Genomic DNA, 24,202 nt, shown 5'->3' on the forward strand with positions numbered 1-24,202 from the left:
GTTATCGGCATTCTGCTTGATGTTGGCGGCCATCTCTTCCATCGAGGCGGAAGCTTCTTCGGCAGAAGAGGCCTGTTCGGTGGCACCTTGAGACAGCTGCTCGGACCCGGCCGAGAGCTGCTGGCTGCCCGACGAGACATTGTCGGAGGCCGACAGTGCATCGGCAACGACACCACGCAGTCGTTCGATCATCGAATTGACGTGGCCCAGAAGCTCGCCGATCTCGTCCTTGGTGGTGATCACGGCGAATTCAGTCAGATCGCCGTCGGCGACGGTCTGGACGGTCCTGACTGCGCGGCTGATGCCCTTGTTGATCGAAATGATGATCCAGACCGCCGAAAGAAATGCGAGGATCGATGCCGTCGAGGCGATGACGATGAGGATCAAGCGTGCATTCGCATAGTCGTTGGCGGCATCCTGGTCCGCCTGTTTCAGTCTCGCCCGTTCGGAATCGAAGACTTGTGCAAGTACATTGTCGATTTTGGTGCTTGTGTCGCGCGCGTCCGTCGTTGAAATGTTCAGCGCACCGGCAGTATCTCCGGCAAGCATCATCGCACGGATGCGGTCGTCCGCATTGCGCCAATTGGCGGATAGATCCTTGATCTGTGCCCAGAATGCCATGTCCTGAGCAGTGGTATTGGCCAGGATCTTCGCAAGGTCGGTGTCGAACTCCGCACGCGCAGCGTCGCTCTTGACAATATAGTCCTTGGTTTCATTGACCGATGCGGATGACAGCATGTTCTTTTGCTGCCGCAACTGCTGCAGGACGGCAATGTCGAGATTCTGGGCGAGCCGCAAGCGTTCGGCAGGCCCCGTCAACGTATCGGACCAGTTGTCGTTGACCTGGCCGAGGGTTGCGATGCTGTAGACGGCCGTGCCAAGAAGCATGGCGATCACGACTGCAAACGTTAGTAGCAGCTTAAGCTTGATCGTAAAGCGCATCTGATGGCCTCCTTGTCCTGGAAATTCATGCTGTTGCCCTGATCGCAACCGCCCGCTGCGAGGAAAAGATCGCTTGGAGGTTCGGCAGGATGATAAATTCGCCGCCGCGTTTGACGAGGGCGTGGATATAGTCGGCGCGCCAGCGCATGCCGATGACGGGCGGCGGTTCGCTTGCCGCCTGCGGAAGCTGGGTGACTTCATGCACCTTGTCAGTGCGAATGCCGATCAGGGTCGTTTCGCCATCGAGCTCGAGTTCGGTGGCGACGATGCGGCTGTCGATGGTGACATTGGCGGCCTCCATGCCGAAGGCGATGCGGATGTCGGCAAGGGGAATGACCTTGCCGCGGAAGTTGATGACGCTGCCGACGAAGGGCAGGCTGCCGGGAACGCTGGTTTCGGGCAGAAGATCGAGGATTTCCTGTACGACGACCGCCTCGATGGCGAAGGTCTCGCCATTGAGGCTGAAGGTCAGCACGGAAAGCTCGTCATCACCCTTCCATATGGCGCGATGGTCCGATTTTACGTCTGCTTCGATCATCCTGCTGCTCGCAATTGCGCCTCCTGATGCTGTCCGGCGGCGATGAGATGGACGACGTCGAGGATCAGGGCGACATTGCCGTCGCCGAGAATGGTCGCGCCGGAGAAGGTGGAGACGTGGTCGTGAAGCTTCGACATCGATTTGATGACGGTCTGGTGGTCGCCGATGATCTGGTCGACGACAAGGCCGACGCGCTCGCTGCCGGTCGAGATCACCACCACCTTCTGGTAGGGATCGGGCTCCGTGCCGGTGCGGAAGAGCTCGCGCAGGCGCAGGAACGGCACGAGATCGTCGCGCAGCGAGATGAAGCTACGGCCGCGCGAGCGCAGATCCTGCTCGACAGAGAGCTCCAGGCATTCTTCAACGGCGGCGAGCGGGATCACGTAGCGACCGTTGCCGACACGAACCAGAAGGCCGTCGATGATCGCGAGCGTCAGGGGGATGCGCAGAGCGATCTCTGAGCCCTTGCCGAATTCGCTGGTAATATCGATCGCCCCGCGCAGCGTCTCGATCGTCTTCTTGACCACGTCCATGCCGACGCCGCGGCCGGAAAGATTGGTGACCTTTTCCGCCGTCGAGAAGCCCGGCTGGAAGATCAGCTGCAGCAGTTCCTTGTCGCTAAGTTGAGCGCCGGGCTGGATCAGACCGTTGGCTTCCGCCTTGGCGCGCACCCTCTGGCGATCGATACCGCGCCCGTCGTCCTTGATGGAGATGACGACCTCGCTGCCGGTCTGGTGCGCGGAGAGGAAGACGCGTCCCGTCACCGGCTTGCCGGCCGCAATACGATCCTCCGGGCTTTCCAGGCCATGATCGATCGAGTTTCGGACGAGGTGAACGAGCGGATCGGCGAGCCGATCGATGACCGTCTTGTCGACCTCGGTGCTCTCGCCCTCGGTGACGAGTTCTATATCCTTGCCGGTTTCGCGGGCGAGATCATGGACCAGCCGGCGGAAGCGGCTGAAGAGGCTCGCCACCGGCATCATTCGCAGGACCATCATCGTGTCCCGCAATTCGCCGGCGAGCCGCTCGATTTCTTCCGAGACCGATCGCAGGCCGAGATCGGCGGCGGAATTCGCCATCTGGCTCAGCCGCGATTGGGCGATGACCAATTCCCCGACCCTGTCCATCATCTCATCGAGACGGAGGGCAGGCACGCGAACATTGTCGGCTTGCTTCTGCGATTTGGCATCGACAGGCTGAGCCTTGCCCGCATCGATCGGCGAGGTGACGGTCCTAGACGCCTCATCTTCTGCAAGCTGCTCGATCCCGGCGGCGACGAGCGTAGGAGCCTGCTCCGCTGCTGTCTGAAGTTCTTTCAGCTCCATCGTCATGTCGTCCATGACGAAGATGAAGACGTCTTCGATGTGCGAGCGCGGCTTTTCCGTCGTCAGGTGAACCGTCCAGCCGATGTGGAGATCGCGGGGCTCAAGGTCCGCCAGCAGCGGGATGGTATCGATGTCGGCTTCGACGCGGCATTCGCCGAGCTCGCGCAACTCGTCCAGCAGCCCGAGCGGATTGGTGCCGTTGATCATCGAATTGGCCGACAGGCTGAATTTCAAATGCCAGGTCTTTGCGCCACCGGCATTTATAGCAGGAGTCGCGACCGGCTGCAGGGTGGCAGGGGCTACCGACGAAGCGTGCGATCCGGCTGCACCGACGGCCTGGCGCAATTTTTCCAGGAGAACGGAACTCATGGTCTCGTAATCGCCGTTCGGGTTTTCCAGCAGCGCCTGCATGTGACCTTGCGCATCGAGAACGGCGCCTACCAGTTCCTTCGTGGCTGGCGCTTCGCCCTTGCGAACCCGATCGAAGGCGGTCTCGCAATGATGGGTGAAGGCGGCCAGCTGATCGAAGCCGAACATTGAGCCCGATCCCTTAAGCGTATGGAGGCCCCGGAAGACCGCATCGATCTGAGCGCGGTCGCTCAGATCGCGCATCAGATCGAGGAGGCCTGCCTCGATCAGCTCCAGCTGTTCGGCGGCCTCCGTCCTGAAAACGGCGATCGGATCGAGCTCGTTCATTTGCCGAGAACCTTGCGCGCGATCTTGATGAGGGTTTCGGGATCGAAGGGTTTCGTCAGCCATCCCGTAGCGCCCGCGGCCTTCGCCTGCTGCTTGAGATCGCCGTCCGACTCCGTGGTCAGGAAGATGACCGGAGTTCCCATATAGGCCGGCAGCTGCCGCAGGCTGCGGATCATAGTCAGGCCGTCCATGTTCGGCATGTTGAGATCGGTGACGATGAGATCGAAATTGCCCGATTTCAGCTTGGTGAGGCCATCGGCGCCATCGACCGCTTCGGTGACGGAATAGCCGGCATTGGTCAGAGCAATGCGCGTGGTCAGCCGAATGCTGGCGGAGTCATCGACGGTGAGAATATTGGCGCTCATGCTGCTTTTCCTTTTAGCCAGAAACTGTCTTCTTGCCGGTCTCCACCAAGGAGGCCAGCACGTTGCAGGACGGTCAGAAAATTGCCGTCCGCTGGTTTGCTCAAAGTAACTGCAACGCCAGCACGAGCGGCTGTTTGCCGCGCGGACAGAAGCAGTTGCGGTAGGGTGAGGTCGATCTCTTCGCCGCTGTCAATATCGATGATCAAGGCATGATTGCGCAAAGCTGCTTCCTGCAGATAGACCTGAACGATGTCTCTGACATTGGTGATCGTCTTGATCGTCAGCGGCCCATGCAGGTGGAGAATTTCAGACTGTTGGCTCATGCCGAACCTCGGGATAACTGAAGTGTGGAAATCTGCGTTGCGGCGTCGTCGCTGTTCTGGGACTCGAAGAGAGCCTTGATATCCGTCCAGCGGCGACAGAAGGCGGCAACGCAGGCCGGATCGAAATGGGTGCCGCTGCTGTTGACGATCTCGCGAAATGCGTCGGCGATCGGCCAAGCGGCCTTGTATGCCCGCTTCGAGCAGAGGGCATCGAAAACATCGGCTATGGCGACGATGCGAGCTTCGATCGGGATGGCGGCAGCCGAAAGACCTTTGGGATAGCCCGCACCGTCCCATCTTTCGTGATGGCTCTCGGCGATCTTGCGCGCGATCTGGATGAGCTCGCTCGAGCTGTCGCTCAGAATCTCCGCACCGAAATCCGCATGCTGCTGCATTTGCCGGCGCTCGTTCGGGCTCAAGGGACCCGGTTTGGAAAGAATAGCGTCCGGCAGGCCGATCTTGCCGACATCGTGCAGCGCGCTCGCCAGAAAGATCATGCGGCAGTGGCCGGCATCCAGGCCGACCTCTTCGGCAATCATGCGCGCGACAATCGCGACGCGGTCCAGATGATCGGCCGTTTCGCCGTGGCGGCAAGCGATCGCCTTGGAAAGACGCCAGATGATCTCTTCCTCGTGCCGCTCGATCCTTCGCATCGCGGCGTCGAAATCGCGCTGCAGCGTCGCGGCCTTGGCGGCCAGCGCCAGCCGCTCCTCTCCGATATTCAAAATGTTGCGGACGCGCAGCGTCAGTTCCATCTCGTCGATCGGCTTGTTCAGGAATTCGGTGGCACCCGCTTTCATGGCAGCCAAACGGATATCGGTCTCCCTGCGAGAGGTGATCATGATGGTCGGCACATGGGCGGTAAGTGCGTTCTTGCGCACATGGCTGATCACTTCGATGCCGTTCATGTCGGGCATCATATAGTCGACGAGAATGAGGTCTGGCGTCCGGTCGTCGAGCCGCTTGAGGGCATCGCTCGGATGAAGGAACGACAATACCTCGCTGCCCTTGATGGCTTCGACCACGCGGCAAAGCGTGGCCACAACGGAAGGACTGTCATCGATTACGAAGACGCGCATAGCTACCCCGCGGAGCGCCCGCGGTACGCCCGCGGATCTACTCAGGATTTTGGCTGGAAGATTGTTGGAGGCCTTTCTCATGAAAGGGCCGCGTCACAATGATTGTGAATCTTGGCTGAGGTAACGAAATCGTTAAATGGCTAACGGTGTGTTAAACTTATGCTCAACCTGTAGCTGATTTCATAATTAACTGCGATTAAGTGATAGGATTGCGTTTTTCTGATATCAAATCTTGTCAGCCGCATCGAAGTCGTAACGGCTGGTGCGTGTCGATGACGGGGATACGCCATACATGGCACGATAACGTGCTGCGAAATATCCCATGTGAGTAAATCCCCAGCGCGTGGCGATCTCGGATATGTTTTCGTCCGCATCGCCGTGAAGCAGATCGTAATGGATTTGCTGCAGCCGGAGGCGCTGCACGTAATTCAGGGGATTCATACCCATGTTCTGCTGGAAGGAAATCTGCAGGCTGCGCACGCTCTGGCCAGCATTTCTGGCAATATCGAGTACCGTGAACTCGTCGCCTAGATGGGTCTGAATCCAGTCCAGCGCCCGCTTCAGATTGCGTGGTCGCGCGCTCTGGATCACGGTCTTCTGTATGGATTGCGGCCATGATTGCATAAAGGCGGTAATCAACGCCTCCTTGAAAAGGGAGGCACCCAATGGCGAGCCGGCGAAGGGATGCTCATCCGCCTCGAGCAGCAAGGCCGCCATGCGGTGAACCGTTCTTATTCCGGTTTCGTCAATGTCGGCCAGCATAGTGAAGCGTCGAAAAAACAACTCAGGATCGTCTTTTCCGATATCGATCAGTGGCAGGCAATGAATGCGGGGTATGGCAAGCGCAACCTTGCGGGCATTCGCGGACGCCCTGATTTTCGTCGAGCCGGGAGACAGCAGCATGAATGCGGCTCCCGTGGCGGCCGTGAATTCCTGGTCCTCCGTTTCAACCTGAAATTCGCCGTTTTCGACGAAGTGCAGCTCTATCCGGTCGGTAGGATCAAACAGATAGAGGATTTCGTAACCCGTTTTCGAAAAAATCTTCCAAGCCGCCATCTTTCGGATTGTGGCCAGTGTGACATCGATATGGAAGTTTGGATTGCCCAGCCTTCGTTCGATGACGACCGATATATCCGCGCTTTTCAATCTCTCCTGTAACTCGGCAGGTTCGCAGGATGACCAGGCGTATTTCTCGGTAGCTATCTTCATCTTGTCTTCAATCAGCGTGAGCAGGCCCGCTTGCGCGCGGAATTGCAAGCAGAGGCCGCCGGTGGCCTGCACAATGGCGAGGCGTGCTGATTGCCAGTTATAAGACGTGGGTCTTGCCCAGGGCTTTCCCGGCGGCGCAAGGGTGACGGTCGCAAGCAGGCGGCCCGTTTCGTCACCGCGTTAACTCCATGTTTTTTTGTTCGCTTTAGTTTGCCGAGGATAATCTTGGGCGGGGTCCTAACAGTATGGCGTATGCAGCGACAAGCCGGCAATTTATCCCATCGACGGATAGCTTCGTCGATCGCTTGGAGAGCGCCCGATTGCAGATCGAACAGCGCTTCCTGGATGGTGGCGCAGTGCTCATCACGGTCACGGAAGCGCTTGCCAAGCTCGTCAGCCTGCTGGAGCATATCGGCAATTCGCTGAAGGAGGAGAATGCGACCGAAGCCACGGCGCGGCTGCTTCAGACGGTGGATCTTTTGAACAAGCTGCCGCCTGCCGAAGCGCAGCGCCAGGAGAGCGTCGCCGCCATCGGGCAGACTGGACAGCGGCTTGCCGAACACGTCCTCTCGATGGAGGAAACTCTGCGCTATCTCAGGACCTTTGCCGCAACGGCGAAGATCGCAGGCGCGCGCATTCCCGACTTTTCGAGCTTCGCCAGCGAGATCGTCGAGCGCATCGAATTCGCCGCGAAGGAAGTTAAGGCGCTGTCCTTGCAGATCCGCTCGCTGGAAGGGCAGATCGAATCCGCCACGGCAAATGAGGACGGTTCGCTGGGGCAGCATCTGAACGGCATCCCGTCCATCGTCCAGCGCCTCATATCGAACGCCGAGGAAATCCAGCTTCAGCGCCGAAATCTTTCCGAATTGGCGGATAGCGTCGCCGGCTTGGCGCGCAAGATCCAGAACAAGGTTGCCCATACGCTGTCGGCTATGCAGATCGGCGACATCACAAGGCAAAGGGTCGAGCACTGCCAGACGGCACATGCGATCGCGGAGGCCTATCTCGCCTCGGAGGTTCCGGCCGGCCTTTCCGCCATCGATCGCCAGCGCCTGTCGCAACTGGCCATGACACTGATCTTCGAGCTGCTTGGCGAAACGACCAAGGGTTTCGACCGCGAGACCGCCAAGATTGTAGACAACATCCGCAGTTTCAGTGACGATATCGGCACTTTGCTCGATCTCTATCGGACAATGATGTCGCAGAGCGGGCAGGATGGCAAAAGTCCGATCAATTCGCTGCGCGGCGATCTTGCCGCGGCGCGGATCGTTGTTGATCGCATCGACGTTGCCGCAGCCGGCGCCAATCGGCTTAGCGAAAAGACCTCCGAAATGGTCAAGGAGCTGACTACGAGCATCCTGACCATCCAGCTCGTGCGGCGCGACATTCAATACATGGCCCTCAATACCAATCTGCGTTGCGGCAAGCTCGGTGAGGAAGGACGGGCGATCAATGTGGTTGCCGGCGAGCTGCGCTCGTTCGCATCGCTGCTCGATGAAGATGCCGAGAAGATCCTCGTCGGCCTCGGCAAGCTCGAAATACAGGCAACCGGCCTCAAGGATTGGCGACAGGCCGGCGAAGAGGAAAGTTCTTCCGGGCTCGGCACGCATATAGACGCGGCGCTCGCCCATATCGGCGAAGCCGGCGCGGCGATGGATCTCAATGTGCAGGAGCTGCGCCGTTGCGGCGAGGCCATGACCTCGCAAGTGACCGATGTGATCAAGGGTTTGGACTTCCGCGCCGGGATCGGCGAGACCTTGGCGTCCTGCACGAAGGAGGCCGGTCATATGCGGAGCGCATTTGTCGATACGACCGGGCTCGAGGCTCCGGCGGCGACGATTTCCGAACGCATCTTCAAGATCTATACCATGGCAGCCGAACGCGAGATTCATGCTGCCATTTTCGGTGCGGTGAACTCCGCCGAAAGCACACCGGCGCCGGCCAGTGACGAGGATCTTTTTGCGGATGCTCTCTTCTAATCTCCTGGCAGCTTAGGGCGGCGGGCAAATATCCCATCGCCTTGCAAGCTGGCTTCAGCCTTTCATGACACGGCCCACGAAAGGCTGACCCTGCCTTGACGCTGCCTTGACAATTCCAATGCAGATGGTTCGGCGAAACCATATTCGCCGGGCCTTTGCATGAACCGAAAGACATCGATCGTCGTGACGCCAGAGGGCGTCATATCCAGTATTTCTCCTTCCACGATGGTCGTGCGGGCAGCTGCCAGATCGCAGAGATCTCAGTACGCCCTGCTCTGGAGAATATTGACCTTCAGCCTGCGGGTGCGCTGGAAGCGCGCTGTTCTTTTCTGGTGCCGCTTTGCCGCCAACCCGCTTCTGACCATCCGGTGGTGGCGCTTTACTGCTGCATTTGCGGCTGCGCGCGAATTGCCGCTGCCCCATGACGAGCTGCTGCAGAAACCGCTGTCGAAATTTCTGGTCCACGGAATGCCCAACGCCCGGCGGCTCTCCCTTCTCATCGAGCATTTTTCCATTGCGGAAGTTATTTTCTCCAGGGACAGCATGACGCGGCTCTGGCGCGGCGAATGGCTGGAAATGGGCCTTGTTCAAGGCAGGAGCGAAGCATACGCATGCTGCATCGCACTCGCCGACCGCAGCGGTGGCCGGCATGAGGGCGCTTTCGCGATCAAACTCCTGCGCGTGAGCGATCAGGCACTTCTCTGCACGGCAAGATTCACCTTCGTCAATCAAGGGATGGAGGGGCGCTATACATTCGTCGTCGGCAGCATGCAGGGGCCGCGCAATGCCAAGCAGCGTATCGTCGAGGTGACCCGCGATCTTGCGGGCCTGCGCCCGAAAGAGGCAATCCTCATCGTGCTGCAGGGCCTTGCGGCGGAAGGCGGGATGCAGCACTTCCTGGCCGTCTCGCAGGCAAGGCATCCGATCCAGTATCGCCGGCGCGCCCGGCAATCGATGTTGCTATCGAACATCGATGCTTTCTGGCTCGAGCGCTCTGCCGAACCGGAAGGGGTCTACGGCTTCAGGGTTCCCTATTCGACGATCCTCGAAACTGACAGGCGCAGCCAGAGCAAGTCGTGGTTCTACAATATCGGCGAACTCTTCCATTGATCGTCAGCCGGCCTTTTCCGGCGGCGATGACTTTGGTCAACAAAGCCGGCATTGCCCCTGCTGTCCGGAACCGTGCGCTTCTTCCGGCATGCTGCCCGTCAAATGGATTGCGACCATGGCGCCGCCCTCGGGCCGATTTGCGAATTCAAGATGTCCGCCGTGGGCAACCGCGATTGCCTGCACCACGGATAGTCCCAGTCCGGTGCCGCCGGTCGCCCGCGAACGCGAGGGATCGCCGCGCCAGAAAGGGTTGACGGCGACGGCATCCATATCCTGCGGAAATCCGGGACCGCGATCGAGAACGCGAATGACGATGCTATCGTCCGCCAGCTGCTCGGTTTCGCATCGCAGCCATCCGCCTTCGGCAGCGTAGCGGCACGCATTTTCGAGCAGCGCTAGCACGGCTTGGCGAATGCGGGGGGAGTCGGCCGAGATCCAGGCGGGTTTCAGCCCGGTTTCGACCTGCAGCTTGCTGGCTTCCAGCATGGGTTTTGCCGAGGCGATGACAGTCGCGACCAGCAGGGATGCGTCGATGCGCTGACGGTCCATCACGAGTTTCTGACCGATGGCGAGCGACAGGGTGCGCAGATCCTCGACAACCCGTCCCAGGCCTTCGACCTGCAGGAGGAGGTCGGAAATGATTTTCCGATCCATCGGAAACACGCCGTCGAGCATGCTCTGCAGGGATCCCTGCAGGATGGTCAACGGCGTGCGCAGCTCATGTGCAACCGCCATGTTGTTGAAGCGCAATCTTTCTTCCATCGTCTCCAGGCTGGTCGCAAGGGCGTTGAAGGTTTCAACGAGGCTCGCGACTTCGCGCGTGCTGCGATAGGAGGCTGCGACGCGGACGGAGAAGTCGCCGGACTTCAGGCCCTCGGCGGCGGAAGTGAGATCTTCGAGCGGGCGCGCAAGCCGCCGTGCCAGGAAGACGCCGATTACGGCGCAGAGCAGAGCCGACAAGAGTCCGAAAACGAGTACGGAAAGCTGCACCTTGAGATCCGTCGGCTCCGTCAGCGAATTAAGATGTTCGACGAGCAGCTTAAGCGAATCCCCGTCGGGAATCTTGTTTTCGCTCAGCATCTTGTAGGCTGTCGCGGCTCGCGGCGGCAGAGCATCGCTGATACCCTGCTCCAGATAGGTCGCATACCAGTCGACTCCCAGATAGGTCAGGCCGACACTGAGCAGCAGCATGATCGTGGTGACGACGGCCGTGAGCGTTGCAAGCGGTGCGCTCGGAAATCTCGGTTTCTTCATCTCGGGTCCGAAAAGCGATAGCCGATGCCGCGTACGGCAGGAAAGAAACCGATCAGTCCCATTTCCTCCAGTTTGCGCCTGAGGTTGGAGATGTGCGTATCGACCGTGCGCACCAGGGCATCGCTTTCCGGCAGGCAGGCATCGAGGATATCGGCGCGCGCGAAAGCCTGGGTCGGATGGCGGATCATGTAGGCGAGGATTCGGAATTCGCTCAGCGTCAACGGCACTGCAACACGGCCTTCGTCCCTGTTGATGAAGACGGTATAGCTGCCGAAATCGACCTCCAGCGCGCCGAAGCGCTTGATGGCTTCCGCGCGCTCGCCCTGCGTCCGGCGCAGGACCGCTCTGACGCGAGCGACGACTTCCTGCGGGTTGAACGGTTTGACGACATAGTCGTCGGCACCGAGGCGCAACCCGCTCAGTCGGTCGATGTCATCAGCGACGGCTGTGACCATGATGACCGGCGTCGAGCCGGCCTGGCGCAGGCGGCCGAGCACGCCGAAGCCATCCAGTTTCGGCAAACGAACATCCAGAAGCACGAGGTCGGGCTTCAAAAGCGCATGATGCTGCAGCGCGGTTTCACCGTCGCCGGCGCGAACCGTGCGAAAGCCGTCCCGGGTCAGATAGCCCTCGAGTATCTGTGCGATTGCCGGTTCATCCTCCACGATGAGAACGAGACTGTTATCCACCCCTAGCGCCCTGTGTTTCTTCTGTTTTTCCGTTCGGCTTTGCCGCCCGAGTTCTACTATTGCGAACAAAGCCGGCTTCCGCAATTTCCAAACAGCTTTCCGATCGCCTGATGGCCGATTCTGAACAGGGCCTTGATGCGATCTTCGCCATTTCTTGACAATCGGGATTCAGCTTGGCGCCGTTCCGTCTCTGGAGATATGGCATGTGGAAATTTGCATCGAATTCCTGGAGCTCCGATTCCGGCCAAGCGCGGCTGCGCCGGCGGCAGGAGCACGCAAAGGCAGATGGCGAGTTGGCAGCCATCGGTATGCTGATCGTCTGGAGCAGTTTCGTCTTCGTGGTCTTTCCGAAACTCGATCTGGCCGTTGCGCGCTTATTTGCCCACGGACATATCTTCTGGCTCGCGGAAAACCTCTGGCTGAAGGCGGTGAGGGATATTGCCCGTCTAAGTCAGCCTTATATCCTCGGCACCATGGCTGTCATCATCGTCCTGCATGTTTTTCTGCCGCGGCGACTGCGGTTCTGCTCCCCTCACAAGCCGCTTTTCGTGCTCCTGAGCTTTGCCGCCGGGCCGCTATTGGTGGTGCAGACGCTGAAAGCAGCGATTGGACGCGTGCGCCCTCGTCAGCTGATCGAGTTTGGGGGCACAGCTGATTTTACCCCGGTGTGGCAGTTTTCGGCGGCGTGCAGCCGCAATTGTTCCTTCCCTTCCGGCGAAGCAGCCGCGGCTGCCGCGGCGCTGTCGCTATTGATATTCGTGCCTGTGGGGCGCAGATGGATTGCTGCGGTGATCCTGGTACCATGCTCGCTGTTCGTGGCGTTCAACCGCGTGATCTTTGGTGCTCATTTCCTGTCGGATGTCATGCTCGGATGGCTTTTGACCATGTTTGCCATGGCCATGGTCTGGCGCTGGATCGAAGCGAATTCGCGGATGATCGATCGCCATGTCACGCGCCTGATGTTCAGATGACCCTATCGCCAGGGTGTCGCCGCAATGCGACAGTCCCAGGCAAACCCATGTTACAAACCTTAACACAACGTTTCTTCACCTTTCCTTCGATCAGCGTTTACCTATTTAGCGTTGGCCATGCCATCGGACGCGATTGAGGCCGGTAAGGCGGATGATAAATGGACCTGGTCAGGGTGAGAGTGATGGGATGGGGTTGGTAGATTGGGCATTGCGGGGAATGCTCGACACGGATGGCCGACGCTGGATGCGCTCCCGCAGAGACCATTACGAGCCATGGGTCGTGCTTGCCGTTGAGAGTTTTGAGCGGGAAATGCTGGCCTTCTACAGGCGTTCGCAGTTTACGGTAGTCAAGAAAGCCGCATGAAGGGTAATTCGTACCGGGTATGGTTGCGCTTCTCCCGCAGCCTGCCTGACGGATTTCCTGCGCCGCCGCATCAAGCGCAAGGATCTCGAGAAGGATTTCAATGCCGCGCTGGAAAGGGCGCACGAGCTTGCCAAGGGCAAGGAGGCCGATTACCTGCCTGGTTGGCGCGGTCCTGTGCCCGAGTGATCGCCCAGCTTTGCGAGCATCACGTTGACAGTCGTTCGGCAAGCGCCTATTGGAATGGCAGCCGGCGGTGCCGGCCGTAAGCGTTTGACGTCAAGCAACGCACTCAACGATCCTCGTCGGTCGGAGTGCGTTTTTTTATGCCTTCGCCCATCGAGGAAAAGCCTGGAGATCAACATGGCTTTTCAATCGACACCCGATCCGGCGCGCGGCCGGCTGCTGCTGCTGAGCGCCATTCTCTTCATTTCCTATCTTTGCATCGGCATCTCGTTTCCGATCGTGCCGCTTTATGTGAGCGAGCAGCTCCGGCTCGGCAATGTCTGGGCCGGGCTCGGCGTCGGCATCGCCTTTCTGGCAACCATACTCACGCGCGGCTATGCCGGGGGACTCTCGGATCATTGCGGCGCCAAGGTCGCTGTGACGCGGGGGCTTGCATTCTATGTCGTCGGCGCTTTGACGGCTTTGGGTGCCGGCGTTCTCACCCAGATGCCGTTAGCGTCCTTTCTGCTCCTCCTTCTGGGACGCTTGGCTTTGGGGCTGGGCGAAAGTCTGGTTGCCGTGGGCATCATCGCCTGGGGCATCGGCGTCGTCGGCCCGGCGCGTTCGGGCAGGGTTCTGGCGCTGGTCGGCGCCGCCATCTATGGAGCGTTCGCTGCGGGCGGGCCGATCGGTCTGACATTGTTCAGCCGGCTCGGCTTTGCCGGGACAATGGCGATCAGCGCTGTCCTGCCACTCCTGGGCCTGGTGGCAATCTGGCGGGTTCCCGCCATTGCGCCTCATCCCGGTGCGCCGCGCCCGCCATTCTGGACCGTCGTCGGCAGGGTCTGGCTGCATGGGGCGGTCGTGTGTTTTCAGGGCATAGGCTTCGCCGCGATCGGTGCCTTCTTCACGCTGTATTTTCTTGATCGGGGCTGGAGCTATGCCGGGCTGGGTCTGACCGCCTTCGGCGTCGGCTTCGTTCTGGTACGCGTGCTCTTCGGCCATCTGCCTGATCGTATCGGTGGCTTGCCGGTCGCGCTCGGGTCACTGGCCGTAGAAGCGGTAGGCCAATTGCTGATCTGGAGTGCCGCCGATCCCACGCTCGCCCTGGCGGGTGCCTTTCTGACCGGTCTCGGATGCTCACTGATCTATCCTTCCATGGGCCGCGAGGTCGTCCGGCGGGTGGAACCGCATCTGCGCGGTACCGCGCTTGGAGGCTTCTCGGCCTTTCAGGACCTCGCCTACGGGCTGACCGGGCCATTTGCCGGCCTTTTGGCCGACCGGGCCGGCTATGGCAGCGTCTTTCTGGCAGGCACCGTCGCCGCGATCGCCGGCCTGTTGATCGCACTCTCGCTCCGCAGGATACGCACTGTTGCGTTCAGCTGATTGATATGGCGGTCCCTGCGTTCGGCCGGGACCGCCAGAAGCGCTTGGCAATATGCCCAGCGACATCCTTGGACAGCTATAGGGCAGCGAAAACCACGCCAAGAGGTTACGGCCCGCGCGACGGCACAGCGGGGTCAATCCCTGCGTGTTGGCGAGCTTAGAGAGCTTGCGGCGCATCCTTCCGCAGGTTTTTGAGAGCCCAGGACGCGATGGCCTTGTCGGCCAACCGCTCCGTGACCTCGAATTCGCTGATCATCAGGCTGGGTAGAAGCGAAGCGCTGCGTGCCTGTGCGGCAAAATTCCTTTCGTAGTGCGCCGGCTCCAGCACATATGTGGCGAAGGCGGCAACCTTCCGCCCTCCGAAATCCGTCCGTTCGAGGAAACTCATGACAGGCGGCGTGATGGTATTCCACCACACCGGGCCGCCGACGAGGATCAGATCGTATTTCGAAAGATTGGGAAGGCCGTCGAGCAAGGGAGGAAGCTCGCCCGTTTCCAGCTCGTATTTGGACTGCTCGGCAGCACGCTGCATGTCGAGAGGATAGGGGTTGCGCATCTGGATTTCGAAGAGCTCGGCCCCCAGGAGCGCGCGAAGCTTTTCGGCAACCGCGCCGGTATGGCCGGTATAGGAATAATAGACGACCAGAAACCGTCGCCCGTCTGCGGCGAAGCTCCAGTTGGGTGCGGCGGCCGCGGCCACCATCGATGTCAACACGGTGCGGCGGGAAATGTGCATGGGTTTGCCTTCCGATTTCAATGAGGCTTTTGGGTGCGGAAGATGACCGGACAATTTCGACGGCGGAAAATCATTGCTGCCGCGCCGATGAAGCGCCCATCGATGCCACGGCCCTCCGGGCCGGCAGCATAGGTCCGCCGGAAGTCTGCATTGCCTCGTCGAGGCGCTGCTCGAGAACCAGGGGATCGGTTTCGCCCTCGTCGGCGAATTTCATGAGCTCGCGGGCGGCGATGATCGCCGTTCGATCGGCAAACTCCAGTTCGTGCCGGGCGCAGAAGATTTCGAGAACGCGGCGAAGCGTTGCGATCTGTGATAATTCCATGGCCAATTCCATATCCTCCTGTCAGCGTCGATAGTCTCGACCGGGCAAGTGATCTTCGAGCAGGAGGTTAAGACGGTCATGTCGCAGCTTTGTGCCGGAGATGTAAAAGCCTGTCGCCGGCAATGGCAGCGCCGGCCATCGGCTCTGGAGCGGGCCGGCGCGGCAATGATTGTTGGGCGGCTACCGCAAGCGGCCTATTTTTCAGAGAGCGCGGCAGGATTGACCTTGATCGAAGCCGGTCGATGCCGCCGTCGCATTTCGCCGATACAGGGCACATCGGCGGTGCGAAAGCTGCGACAGCTTGTTACAAATTTGCCTGTCCGCGGCACATCCATGTGACAACAACCTTATAGTTTGTCAGCTGCAGGGGACCTCTTCGCGCAAAATATCAATTGGATTTCGAGGACAGTTTCGATGAAATCCGTATCCTCTCGATGCGGCTTGCACCGGCTGCCGCTAGGTTTTCAAGTGGGAGCGCCGCTTGCGGCGCAACCCTCCGGTCTATGTGAAACTTTGATACACTTTTTTCGATGCGGCTCGGAGCGGCCTTCTGTAGAATGACTTGAGATCGTGGAAACCGTCATGCAAAAAGCTGCGCACATCGCCGTCGTCGATGATCATTCGGACATAAGGGACCTTGTCGGCCAGTATCTCGAGCAGCAGGGCTACAAGGTCAGCGTTGCCGATAGCGGGCTTGCCCTGAGACGGATTATCGAACGCGGTGCGGTGGATCTGATCGTTCTGGATGTCATGATGCCGGGCGAAGATGGTCTCTCCGTCTGCCGTCATCTCAGGGCGACGACGGATACCCCCATCATCTTCCTGACCGCCATGAGCGAGGATACCGACCGCATCATCGGCCTCGAACTGGGGGCTGACGATTATCTGGTGAAGCCATTCAATCCGCGCGAATTGCTGGCACGCATCCGGGCTGTCCTGCGTCGGGCCAATGGCGTGCCGCAGCAGCAGCGGGAAACGCTGAAAAAGGCCAGGGTGGTCCGCGTCGGTCAGTGGCGCGTCAATATGGGGCGGCAGGAGCTTTCGGGCGACGATGGTGTCGGCATCCCGCTCAGCACCGCCGAATTCCGACTTCTGAAGGTCTTCCTCGAACGTCCGGGCATGGTGCTCAGCCGCGAGCAGCTTCTCGATCTGACGGTTGGCAGGACCGCCGACATCTTCGACAGAAGCATCGACAACCAGGTGAGCCGCCTGCGCAAGAAGATCGAGCCGGATCCGAAGAACCCTTCGGTCATCAAGACGCATTGGGGCGGCGGCTACAGCCTCTCGGCTGATGTGGGGTTCGAATGATCTACTGGTGGAGGAGGAGCCTTGCTGCGCAGTTCATCGGCTTTACCCTGCTTGCCCTTGTCGTCTCGCAGTGCCTGACATTTTCGATTTCCTGGGACGAGCGCACCAAGGCGCTGCACGCCGCGATGAAGAGCGAATTCTTCAGCCGCTGCGCCTCCGTCACGCGCTTGATGGAATCCATGCCCAAGCCGTTGCGTGAACAGGCGCTGCTCGCAAGCGAGACCAGCTATTCCCGCTTCTGGCTTTCGCAGACGGAACCGACGGATGAAAGCGCATGGCGCTTGCGTGCGGCAAACGAACTTGCGCGGCCGATCGAGAATTTTATCGATCTCGGCGCGAAGTACGGCATGCGCTCGAATTCCGATGTCGATCATCTGATGTCGAAGGGAGCAATGACGGCAAATGCTGCCGAGGGCTGGGCCACCCCGCCGCCTGTTCTCTGGAGCCTGCCGCAGCCGGCAAAATTCGTTTATTTCGGGGATCGCAACGGATACGGCCTTGTCGTCAAGCTCAATGACGGCATGTGGCTGAACACCGCGTTCTATAAGAATGTCGGCGATCGCTGGTGGGATATGAAATCGCTCACCTCTCTCGCGACCACCGCGCTTATCCTGTCGCTCATCGGAGTATTCATCGCCAGCCGCATCGCACGCCCGATGAGACGGCTTGCCGTTTCGGCGGAAGCCTTGGGGCGCGGCGAAAATCTTCCGCCGCTGCCGGAAGAAGGACCTGATGACATCAGGCGCACGGCCGAGGCGTTCAACAGGATGCAGGAACGCCTGCATCGCTTCGTCGACGATCGCACCCGGATGCTGGCCGCAATCGGCCATGATCTCAGGACGCCGCTGACTTCGCTTCGGTTGCGGGCGGAATTCGTCAAGGACGCCGATATCCAGCAGAAGATGCTATCGACCATCGACGAGCTTCAGAACATGACGGAGGCCGCCATTTCCTTCGCACGCGGCGAATCCACGGCCGAGGAAACGCGAGCCATCGAACTGGAGGCACTGGTCGGCAGCATCTGCGACGACCTTGCCGATCTCGGCCTGCCGGTGGAATATCTCGAAGGGCCGAAGACGACCTATCGCTGCCGGCCCGATGGCTTGCGCCGCGCCGTCCGCAATCTTGCGGAAAATGCGGCACGCTACGGCGGCTATGCCAAGGTCCACATTCACCACTCGGCCAGTACCATCGATATCGTCGTCGAAGACAATGGCCCGGGCATACCGGAGGATATGAAGGAAAAAGTCTTCGCGCCCTTTTTCCGTCTGGAAGCTTCGAGAAACAGGGGCACGGGCGGCGTTGGATTAGGCCTGTCGATTGCCCGCGCTGTCGCGCGACAGCATGGTGGCGATATCCTGCTTCAGCCCAACAATCCCGGTCTGAGAGCAATTATTTCCTTGCCCCAGGAAGGGCAGGTCAAGACGCCGTCGTCGCGGGTGAGCAGGAGAAGAAAGCGGGCGCAAGCTCTCAAGCTTGCCGGGCAGGAACACTAAGGTCTCTGCCCCTTACGGAAAGACCATGCCGGGCAGAGTCATTCAGAGCGGTTCGGCGCAAACACTGAACCGCTCGCTGTCCGAAATCCCGTATGCCGCGCCTTTGCCCTTTATCGTTGCAACAAAGATCGGGCGCGGCGGAAGCTACCGCATCTGCAATATGATCGGGCTGCTGCTTGCCGGATCCGTATGCTCGCGCAAGGCCTTCACATCGTTTGCTGCAACAGCTCCGCCATGATTCCCCCAGGACGAGCGCACGAATGTCAGGACATCGGCAATCTGCTGGTCCGAAAGCTGCTGACGGAACGGCGGCATGCGATAGGCATCCGGGATTCCATTTGCGACGACGCGGCTGGAGCCGTTCAGCGTTACATTGATCTGCGACGCATTTTCCTTCGCAAGCGAAGCGGCAGAGCCGGCGAGCGGCGGAATCCATTGCTGCTTTCCGCGGCCGTCGACGCCGTGACAGAAGCTGCATTTCGCAACGAATGTCTGGGAACCCGGGATCTTCTCGCGGTTGGAAAGCGACACGTTCTGGGCGGTACCTTCGTCATATTGCCAGGGGGTGCCGTCGCGGGCGGGATCGCCGGGCAGGGATTTTAGGTAATGGCTTATTGCCTTCAGGTCGTCATCGCTCATGAACTGCGTCGAATTGTTGAAGGCATCCGCCATTGAGCCGAAGACGACCGCGTGACCGTTCCTGCCGTTCTTGAGGAAGGCATAGATATCGTCCTCGCTCCAGCGCCCAAGTCCGGTATTGGGATCGCCACGCAGGCTCGGTGCATACCAGCCGTCGAGAAGGGCGCCGGAAAGATAGAGCGGACTGCTCTCATCCAGCGCCTTTTCCGCCATGGTGATGGCGCGCGGCGTATGGCAGCTGCCGCAGTGTCCCGGCCCCTGCACAAGATAGGCGCCCCGGTTCCACTGGTCGTCGCCGGCCGTTTTCGGCTGATAGGTGCCGCCTTCGGTGAAGACGGCATTCCAGAGCGCCAGAGGCCAGCGCATGTTCATCGGCCATTTGATGTCGGAGGGTTTGTCCGCCTGCTTCACAGGCTCGACCCTATTCATGAAATAGGCATAGAGCGCACGAATGTCGTCGTCGCTCATCTTCAGATAGGAGGGATAGGGCATGGCCGGATAGAGGCGATGCCCGTCGCGGGCAACACCCTGGCGCACGGCGCGGTCGAAATCGGCGAGCGTATAGTTGCCGATCCCGGTTTCCTTGTCCGGGGTGATGTTGGTCGTGAAAATGGAGCCGAGCGGCGTCCCCATCTCCAGCCCGCCGGCAAAGGGGGCGCTCTTCGGCGTGCTATGGCAGGCGACGCAGTCGCCGAGGCGCGCGACATATTCGCCGTGCTGCAGCAGGTCCTCCGAGGGCGCCTGTATCGCGGCGACATTGTCGAAGGGAGATGCCGGCGTGCGGGTCACGAACCATGCGACGCCGCCGGTTACAAGCACGATGATCAGGAGAAGAACCAGAAGAAGTTTCTTCAAGGAGGTGCCCTCATGTCTTTGCTTCGGGATTTCGTATTCTATCAGGCGGAAGCCAACCAAGCCGGCTCTCGGACCAGAAATGAGCCGAGAGCCGGATATGTGCCTGGCGCAGCGAGTGCTGCGCCTCAGCTTTCAAAGGTGTAGTTGGAGAGAGGCATGCTGCGTATCCGCTTGCCAGTCAGCGTGGAAACCGCATTGGCGACCGCCGGAGGGACGGCTGGCAGGCCCGGCTCGCCGATGCCGCCCATTTCCGCCCCGCTTTCGACGATGCGGACATGAACGCGCGCCATGCGATCCGGCGGCAGGATCGGATAGAGGTCGTAGTTGCGCGCCACCGGCTCGCCATTCTTGTAAACGGCCTCCTCCATCAGAACCTGTGACATTCCGAGCGCGGTCGCCGAATTGATCTGTGCTTCGATGATCGCCGGATTGACGATGCTACCGGGGTCGATCGCTTCCCAGACGTCATGAACAACGACTTGGCCGTTGCGGATCGATACTTCGGCGATGGCAGCCGTGTGGCTGCCGAAAGGCGAAGCCATCGCCACGCCGCGCGCGCGCCGCGAACCGTCGTCTGCCGTGAAAGGCCCCCGTTTCCAGCCACCTGAGAGGTCGCCGGCCGCTTTCAGGAGATTGCTCAGCCGCTCGTTCTTCTGCAGCAGCTTGAGGCGCAGCTCATAGGGGTCCTGCCCACCCTTGTCCGCCAACTCGTCGAGGAAGGTCTCGTAGAAGAAGTCATTCATGGAATTGCCGACGGAGCGCCAATAGGCGAGCGTCGTCGGGTTTTTGACGTAGATCTGCGCGATGCGGTAGTTCGGGATTGCATAGGATTTGCCGGCGAGGCCTTCCAGGGCCGTCGGATCCAGCGAATCCTCCTTGTGACCGTAAACGCCTTCCGTCGGCCCCTCGCAAGCGCTGATGGCTTCGAGCGCCACTGGCATGCCGTTAGCATCGAGTGCACCGCGGAAGCGCACTGCCGCCATTGGGCGCATCGGATCGCGCAGAAACTCTTCCTCGCGGCTCCAGATGAGCTTGACCGGCCGCCCTACTTCCTTTGCAAGCTGGATGGCCTGCGGATAGGGATTAGCCGACGGGTACAGGAAATGCCGGCCGAAGAAGCCGCCAAGAATGGGGCTGTGAATTATCACCTTCGATGGATCGAGCCCCGTCAGCTTGGCGATGTCAGCCTGGAATTGCTCGGGTGCCTGGTTAGGCATCCAGAGTTCGAGACTGCCGTCCGGATTGAAGCGGGCCAGGGTCGATGGCGGCTCCAGCTGCGCATGATGCAGATACTGGCTCCTGTAGGTGGCGGAAACGACGGTCTTGGCGCCGTCGAACGCTTTGGCGATATCGCCGACATTCTCCGCTTCCTTGCCATTGCCGGGTTCGTTGGCGAGCTTGTCATTGAAAGCTGTGGTCGAAAAATCGGCGGGCATATAGCGGAGCGCAGGATTGGCGTCCGAGCCGGGCTCACGCCAATCGACCTGGGCGGCCTCGGCTGCCCGCTTGGCATTCCACCAGCGTTCGGCGACGACGGCAACAGCGCCGGGCAGGCTATGGACGGAATGAACGCCCGGCATTGCCTTGAGCTGATCTTCGTTGCGAATCTTGCCTATGGTCAGGCCGAGGCGCGGTGCGTGCTGGACGGCGGCATGCAACATGCCGTCAATCTTGCAATCGATCGCGTAGATTGCCTTGCCCGTTGACTTGTCATGCATATCGAGCCGTTCGACCGGCTTGCCGATCCAGCGGAATTTGCTTGGGTCCCGAAGCGCCACGCTCTCAGGGGCAGGAACCGGCAGATCCAGTGCTTCACTCGCAACATCGCCATAGGCAAGGCTGCGCCCTGACGCGGCATGGATGACCCGGCCGGGTTCCGTCGTCAGTTCAGTGATCGGCGCATTCAGGCGCTTTGCGGCGGCTTGCAGGATCATGTTGCGGGCGAGCGCGCCGAGCCGGCGCATGGTCTCATAGCTGGTGCGCACCGACATGCTGCCGCCGGTAATGCGCATCTTGCCGTGCACGACCAGATAGTCGCTGCCCGTCGGCGCATTTTCGACGACGAAGGTTTTCGGATCCGCATCGAGTTCCTCGCCGACGATCTGGGCCATCGCAGTGAAGACGCCTTGCCCGCCTTCGACGAAGGGGCTCATGAAGCGGATGGTGCTGTCCGGGCGGATTTCGAGGAAGGCCGGGACGCGTGTGCCTGGAGGCATTGGGCTTGCCGCCTGCTGGGCTCGCGCGCGGCCAACCGGAACGCCAAAGCCGAGGACGAAAGCGCCTGCTGCTGCACCCGCAGATGTCAGGAGAAAATGCCGGCGTGAGATGTTGACCGGCGATCCTGTGGGAAACTCATCTTCAGGAACGAGGTTGCGGCTGGTCTCGGTCACAGCGTTTCTCCTTCTTTCGACGAGAGATCTTTGACTGCCGCCTTGATCGCGTTGTAGGTGCCGCATCGACAGAGATTGATCATCGCCGCGGCGATCTCGTCATCGGAGGGGTTTGGCGTTTGTTTGAGGAGCGCAGTCGCCGCCACGACCTGCCCCGATTGACAGTAGCCGCATTGCGGAACCTGATGCTTGACCCAGGCGGCGACCACACGCTTTCCAACCGGATCCGTTTCGATCGCCTCGATCGTCGTGATCTGGCGGCCGGCGACGCTGTCGAGCGGCGTGACGCACGAGCGCACCACTTCGCCGTCGACGAGGACCGAACAGGCGCCGCATTGTGCCAGCCCGCAACCATATTTGGTGCCGGTCATGCCCAGCTCATCGCGGATGATCCAGAGGAGCGGCGTATCTCCCTCCGAATCGACTTGGTAGGACTGGCTATTGATTTGAAGATTCATGAGGCGCCTCCTGAGGCTTTCGATCGCGAACCTTCATTGCAAGTGCTGTTCGATGATCTGGATGCTCAACGAACGGATGACACGTAGCTCAGGCCCACAACTCGGACTATAACACTGAACCGACCGCATCAAAAAGATTAGTGTGTGAAACGCGATAGACGTTAGGAACCAGATTCATAAATCTGGTTTCCAGGCTCATTTCGCTTGCACGAAGGGAGGCGGCCGGATCGAAGAGGCGATCGATGCGTCCCTCGCACTAACTCCTAATATGCTGATTCTAATGCGTAATCGCGCAGCTATGGTCCTGCACGTCCTCGCCGCCCATGCCGGGCGCTGCGACATCCGTCAGGACGATAAAGCCGGGTCCATCGGCGAAATCGGCGCCGACAACCACGAGATTGTGATCGCCCATCTCCTTTGCCGGATCCTTCAATGTCTTGGCAAGCGCCAGGAACGGATTGAAGTCGCCCAATGTCTCGCCCTTGACCCGGAGCGCCGTGAACTTATGCCCCGCAATGGTATCGGGGAGGGGTGCCCAGTCGGCACCGATCTTGTCGGCATCGGCCTTGAGGGTAGCCCGTGCGTCGGCGCTCAGGCAATCGACGTGGATATGCAGCTGGTTCTGCGAACGTGCCTGCTGCGCGTTGACGGCCAGGCTGAGGCCGTCGCGCGGCAGCGCATGTGGCAACCGGGCATCGACGTCGCCCTGCTCGGCCCAGGCATCGGCGAAGAAGTTATGCGTTGCAGGATCGAGGAGTGCCGGACTCTCCATGCCGGTGATCTTGTCGGTTGGAATCAGCAGAACTTGCGCAACGCCCCGCAGATCCTTCAGCATTGCGTAGTGCTCGGTCGTATTCACCGAAAGGCAGGGTGCAGTCTGCACCACGCATTTGTCATGAACGATCTTCCAGAGAACGTCGGAGTCGGCGAAGGCCGACGAGAAAAGGAAGGGGAGGAAGGATGCGGCAAGAGCAGTAACGCGGCGCGAGAATGTCATGGCAGGAAATCTTCCCAGTTCAAACGGTTTGGCATTGTCCGAAATTCTAGAGGGCTTAACACAGGCCTATTAGGCTGATGTGACGGCTTGACGGCGGCAAGTGTCAAACGTGGGCAGGCGCGTGCCGTAGAGATTGCGCAACATCAGCTTCGCTTCATCTTGGGCTAAGACCGCTTTCAGTTTGGTTCCCTAAATGGCAGGAGCCGGGGAAAACCATGCCTCGCCCAGGGAGGAAAAGGTCGCTTGCCGTGACCTTCCAAACATCCGCTGCGAGGCGTTCGCAACGCTCGATCGCCGCAACTTTGCGGCAGACAAACAACGATCAGGAGCTTGAAATGGGTATCGGAAAGCTGATTGAAGAAGTTGCAGGTGCCGTGGCTGCCGACGAGGCCGTTGAGGCTGCCGACCCGAATGCCGGTTTCCTGACGAAGGCCGCCGCTGCCGTCGCCGGCTTTGAAGGCGTCAACAAGCTGACGGACGTGCTGAAGGAAAAAGAACAGGAGCCGGCTGCCGACAATAGCGGCGACCAGAACGGCTGACAGGAAGCGGCAAGCACGCCTGCCGAAAAGATTTTGAAAGCCGGGCATGTCCCGGCTTTTACGTCAGGCC

Annotated in this window: 23 protein-coding genes; 8 read left to right on the forward strand and 15 right to left on the reverse strand. The window is 60.1% G+C overall.

Annotated elements, in window-relative coordinates:
- The 7 genes from PH558_RS32700 to PH558_RS32730 all read right to left on the reverse strand — a co-directional run.
- The coding region (locus tag PH558_RS32700) for a HAMP domain-containing protein (RefSeq protein WP_285208379.1) at positions 1 to 942 on the reverse strand (942 nt) is incomplete at its 3' end.
- A gap of 25 nt (positions 943 to 967) precedes the next feature.
- Positions 968 to 1,480 (reverse strand): chemotaxis protein CheW, encoded by a 513-nt coding sequence (locus tag PH558_RS32705; RefSeq protein WP_285208380.1) that lies wholly within the window; start codon positions 1,478 to 1,480, stop codon positions 968 to 970.
- Positions 1,477 to 3,501 carry a chemotaxis protein CheA gene (locus PH558_RS32710; protein ID WP_285208381.1) on the reverse strand — a complete coding sequence of 675 codons (2,025 nt, stop codon included), beginning with the start codon at positions 3,499 to 3,501 and terminating at the stop codon, positions 1,477 to 1,479. The genes PH558_RS32705 and PH558_RS32710 overlap by 4 nt, the downstream gene beginning before the upstream one ends.
- Positions 3,498 to 3,866, reverse strand: a complete 369-nt coding sequence (locus PH558_RS32715) for a response regulator (protein WP_047631891.1) — start codon at positions 3,864 to 3,866, stop codon at positions 3,498 to 3,500. The genes PH558_RS32710 and PH558_RS32715 overlap by 4 nt, the downstream gene beginning before the upstream one ends.
- Positions 3,863 to 4,189 carry a hypothetical protein gene (locus PH558_RS32720; protein WP_285208382.1) on the reverse strand — a complete coding sequence of 109 codons (327 nt, stop codon included), beginning with the start codon at positions 4,187 to 4,189 and terminating at the stop codon, positions 3,863 to 3,865. Before PH558_RS32720 ends, PH558_RS32715 begins: the two co-directional genes overlap by 4 nt.
- Complete coding sequence (locus PH558_RS32725) at positions 4,186 to 5,268, reverse strand: HD domain-containing phosphohydrolase (protein WP_095437174.1); 1,083 nt, start codon at positions 5,266 to 5,268, stop codon at positions 4,186 to 4,188. Before PH558_RS32725 ends, PH558_RS32720 begins: the two co-directional genes overlap by 4 nt.
- A gap of 225 nt (positions 5,269 to 5,493) precedes the next feature.
- The gene (locus PH558_RS32730; RefSeq protein ID WP_285208383.1) at positions 5,494 to 6,477 is read right to left on the reverse strand and encodes a helix-turn-helix transcriptional regulator; all 984 of its coding nucleotides are present in this window, start codon (positions 6,475 to 6,477) and stop codon (positions 5,494 to 5,496) included.
- A gap of 320 nt (positions 6,478 to 6,797) precedes the next feature.
- Between PH558_RS32730 and PH558_RS32735 the strand changes: the two genes are divergently transcribed.
- The gene (locus PH558_RS32735; RefSeq protein ID WP_285208384.1) at positions 6,798 to 8,456 is read left to right on the forward strand and encodes a hypothetical protein; all 1,659 of its coding nucleotides are present in this window, start codon (positions 6,798 to 6,800) and stop codon (positions 8,454 to 8,456) included.
- A gap of 159 nt (positions 8,457 to 8,615) precedes the next feature.
- On the forward strand, positions 8,616 to 9,566 hold the full coding sequence (locus PH558_RS32740; protein ID WP_285208385.1) for a DUF535 family protein: 951 nt from the start codon (positions 8,616 to 8,618) through the stop codon (positions 9,564 to 9,566).
- 36 nt (positions 9,567 to 9,602) lie between these two features.
- Here PH558_RS32740 and PH558_RS32745 read toward each other — a convergent pair whose 3' ends face one another.
- Complete coding sequence (locus PH558_RS32745; RefSeq protein WP_095437169.1) at positions 9,603 to 10,820, reverse strand: ATP-binding protein; 1,218 nt, start codon at positions 10,818 to 10,820, stop codon at positions 9,603 to 9,605.
- Complete coding sequence (locus PH558_RS32750; protein ID WP_113407391.1) at positions 10,817 to 11,509, reverse strand: response regulator; 693 nt, start codon at positions 11,507 to 11,509, stop codon at positions 10,817 to 10,819. The genes PH558_RS32745 and PH558_RS32750 overlap by 4 nt, the downstream gene beginning before the upstream one ends.
- A gap of 203 nt (positions 11,510 to 11,712) precedes the next feature.
- Here PH558_RS32750 and PH558_RS32755 point away from each other — a divergent pair, with 203 nt between their 5' ends.
- From PH558_RS32755 to PH558_RS32770, 3 genes are all read left to right on the forward strand, one after another.
- A complete protein-coding gene (locus tag PH558_RS32755) occupies positions 11,713 to 12,480 on the forward strand; it encodes a phosphatase PAP2 family protein (protein ID WP_285208386.1) in 768 nt (255 codons plus the stop codon).
- Positions 12,481 to 12,667: 187 nt separating this feature from the next.
- Positions 12,668 to 12,844, forward strand: a complete 177-nt coding sequence (locus tag PH558_RS32760; protein WP_158225447.1) for a hypothetical protein — start codon at positions 12,668 to 12,670, stop codon at positions 12,842 to 12,844.
- Between the two features lie 360 nt (positions 12,845 to 13,204).
- Positions 13,205 to 14,392: an arabinose transporter gene (locus tag PH558_RS32770; protein WP_285208387.1), complete on the forward strand. Its 1,188-nt coding sequence runs from the start codon at positions 13,205 to 13,207 to the stop codon at positions 14,390 to 14,392.
- Positions 14,393 to 14,549: 157 nt separating this feature from the next.
- Here the strand turns inward: PH558_RS32770 and PH558_RS32775 are convergent, their stop codons facing one another.
- Complete coding sequence (locus PH558_RS32775) at positions 14,550 to 15,128, reverse strand: flavodoxin (protein WP_285208388.1); 579 nt, start codon at positions 15,126 to 15,128, stop codon at positions 14,550 to 14,552.
- A 70-nt stretch (positions 15,129 to 15,198) separates the two neighbouring features.
- Positions 15,199 to 15,450: a hypothetical protein gene (locus PH558_RS32780; RefSeq protein ID WP_285208389.1), complete on the reverse strand. Its 252-nt coding sequence runs from the start codon at positions 15,448 to 15,450 to the stop codon at positions 15,199 to 15,201.
- Between the two features lie 582 nt (positions 15,451 to 16,032).
- Here PH558_RS32780 and PH558_RS32785 point away from each other — a divergent pair.
- Both PH558_RS32785 and PH558_RS32790 read left to right on the forward strand, forming a co-directional pair.
- Complete coding sequence (locus PH558_RS32785; RefSeq protein ID WP_095437163.1) at positions 16,033 to 16,758, forward strand: response regulator; 726 nt, start codon at positions 16,033 to 16,035, stop codon at positions 16,756 to 16,758.
- A complete protein-coding gene (locus PH558_RS32790) occupies positions 16,755 to 18,254 on the forward strand; it encodes a sensor histidine kinase (RefSeq protein ID WP_285208390.1) in 1,500 nt (499 codons plus the stop codon). Before PH558_RS32785 ends, PH558_RS32790 begins: the two co-directional genes overlap by 4 nt.
- A gap of 144 nt (positions 18,255 to 18,398) precedes the next feature.
- Here PH558_RS32790 and PH558_RS32795 read toward each other — a convergent pair whose 3' ends face one another.
- The 4 genes from PH558_RS32795 to PH558_RS32810 all read right to left on the reverse strand — a co-directional run bounded on the left by PH558_RS32795 (position 18,399) and on the right by PH558_RS32810 (position 23,593).
- Entirely contained in the window at positions 18,399 to 19,748 is a 1,350-nt protein-coding gene (locus PH558_RS32795) for a c-type cytochrome (RefSeq protein ID WP_285208391.1), read from the reverse strand.
- 125 nt (positions 19,749 to 19,873) lie between these two features.
- Positions 19,874 to 22,138: a xanthine dehydrogenase family protein molybdopterin-binding subunit gene (locus tag PH558_RS32800; protein ID WP_095437161.1), complete on the reverse strand. Its 2,265-nt coding sequence runs from the start codon at positions 22,136 to 22,138 to the stop codon at positions 19,874 to 19,876.
- Entirely contained in the window at positions 22,135 to 22,596 is a 462-nt protein-coding gene (locus PH558_RS32805) for a (2Fe-2S)-binding protein (RefSeq protein WP_113407393.1), read from the reverse strand. Before PH558_RS32805 ends, PH558_RS32800 begins: the two co-directional genes overlap by 4 nt.
- Before the next feature lie 277 nt (positions 22,597 to 22,873).
- Positions 22,874 to 23,593: a CDP-diacylglycerol diphosphatase gene (locus tag PH558_RS32810; protein WP_285208392.1), complete on the reverse strand. Its 720-nt coding sequence runs from the start codon at positions 23,591 to 23,593 to the stop codon at positions 22,874 to 22,876.
- Positions 23,594 to 23,928: 335 nt separating this feature from the next.
- Here PH558_RS32810 and PH558_RS32815 point away from each other — a divergent pair, with 335 nt between their 5' ends.
- Positions 23,929 to 24,132 (forward strand): hypothetical protein, encoded by a 204-nt coding sequence (locus PH558_RS32815; protein WP_285208393.1) that lies wholly within the window; start codon positions 23,929 to 23,931, stop codon positions 24,130 to 24,132.
- Positions 24,133 to 24,202 lie beyond the last annotated feature (70 nt).

It is taken from the genome of Rhizobium pantanalense, from assembly GCF_030182525.1.
Lineage (GTDB): Bacteria > Pseudomonadota > Alphaproteobacteria > Rhizobiales > Rhizobiaceae > Rhizobium.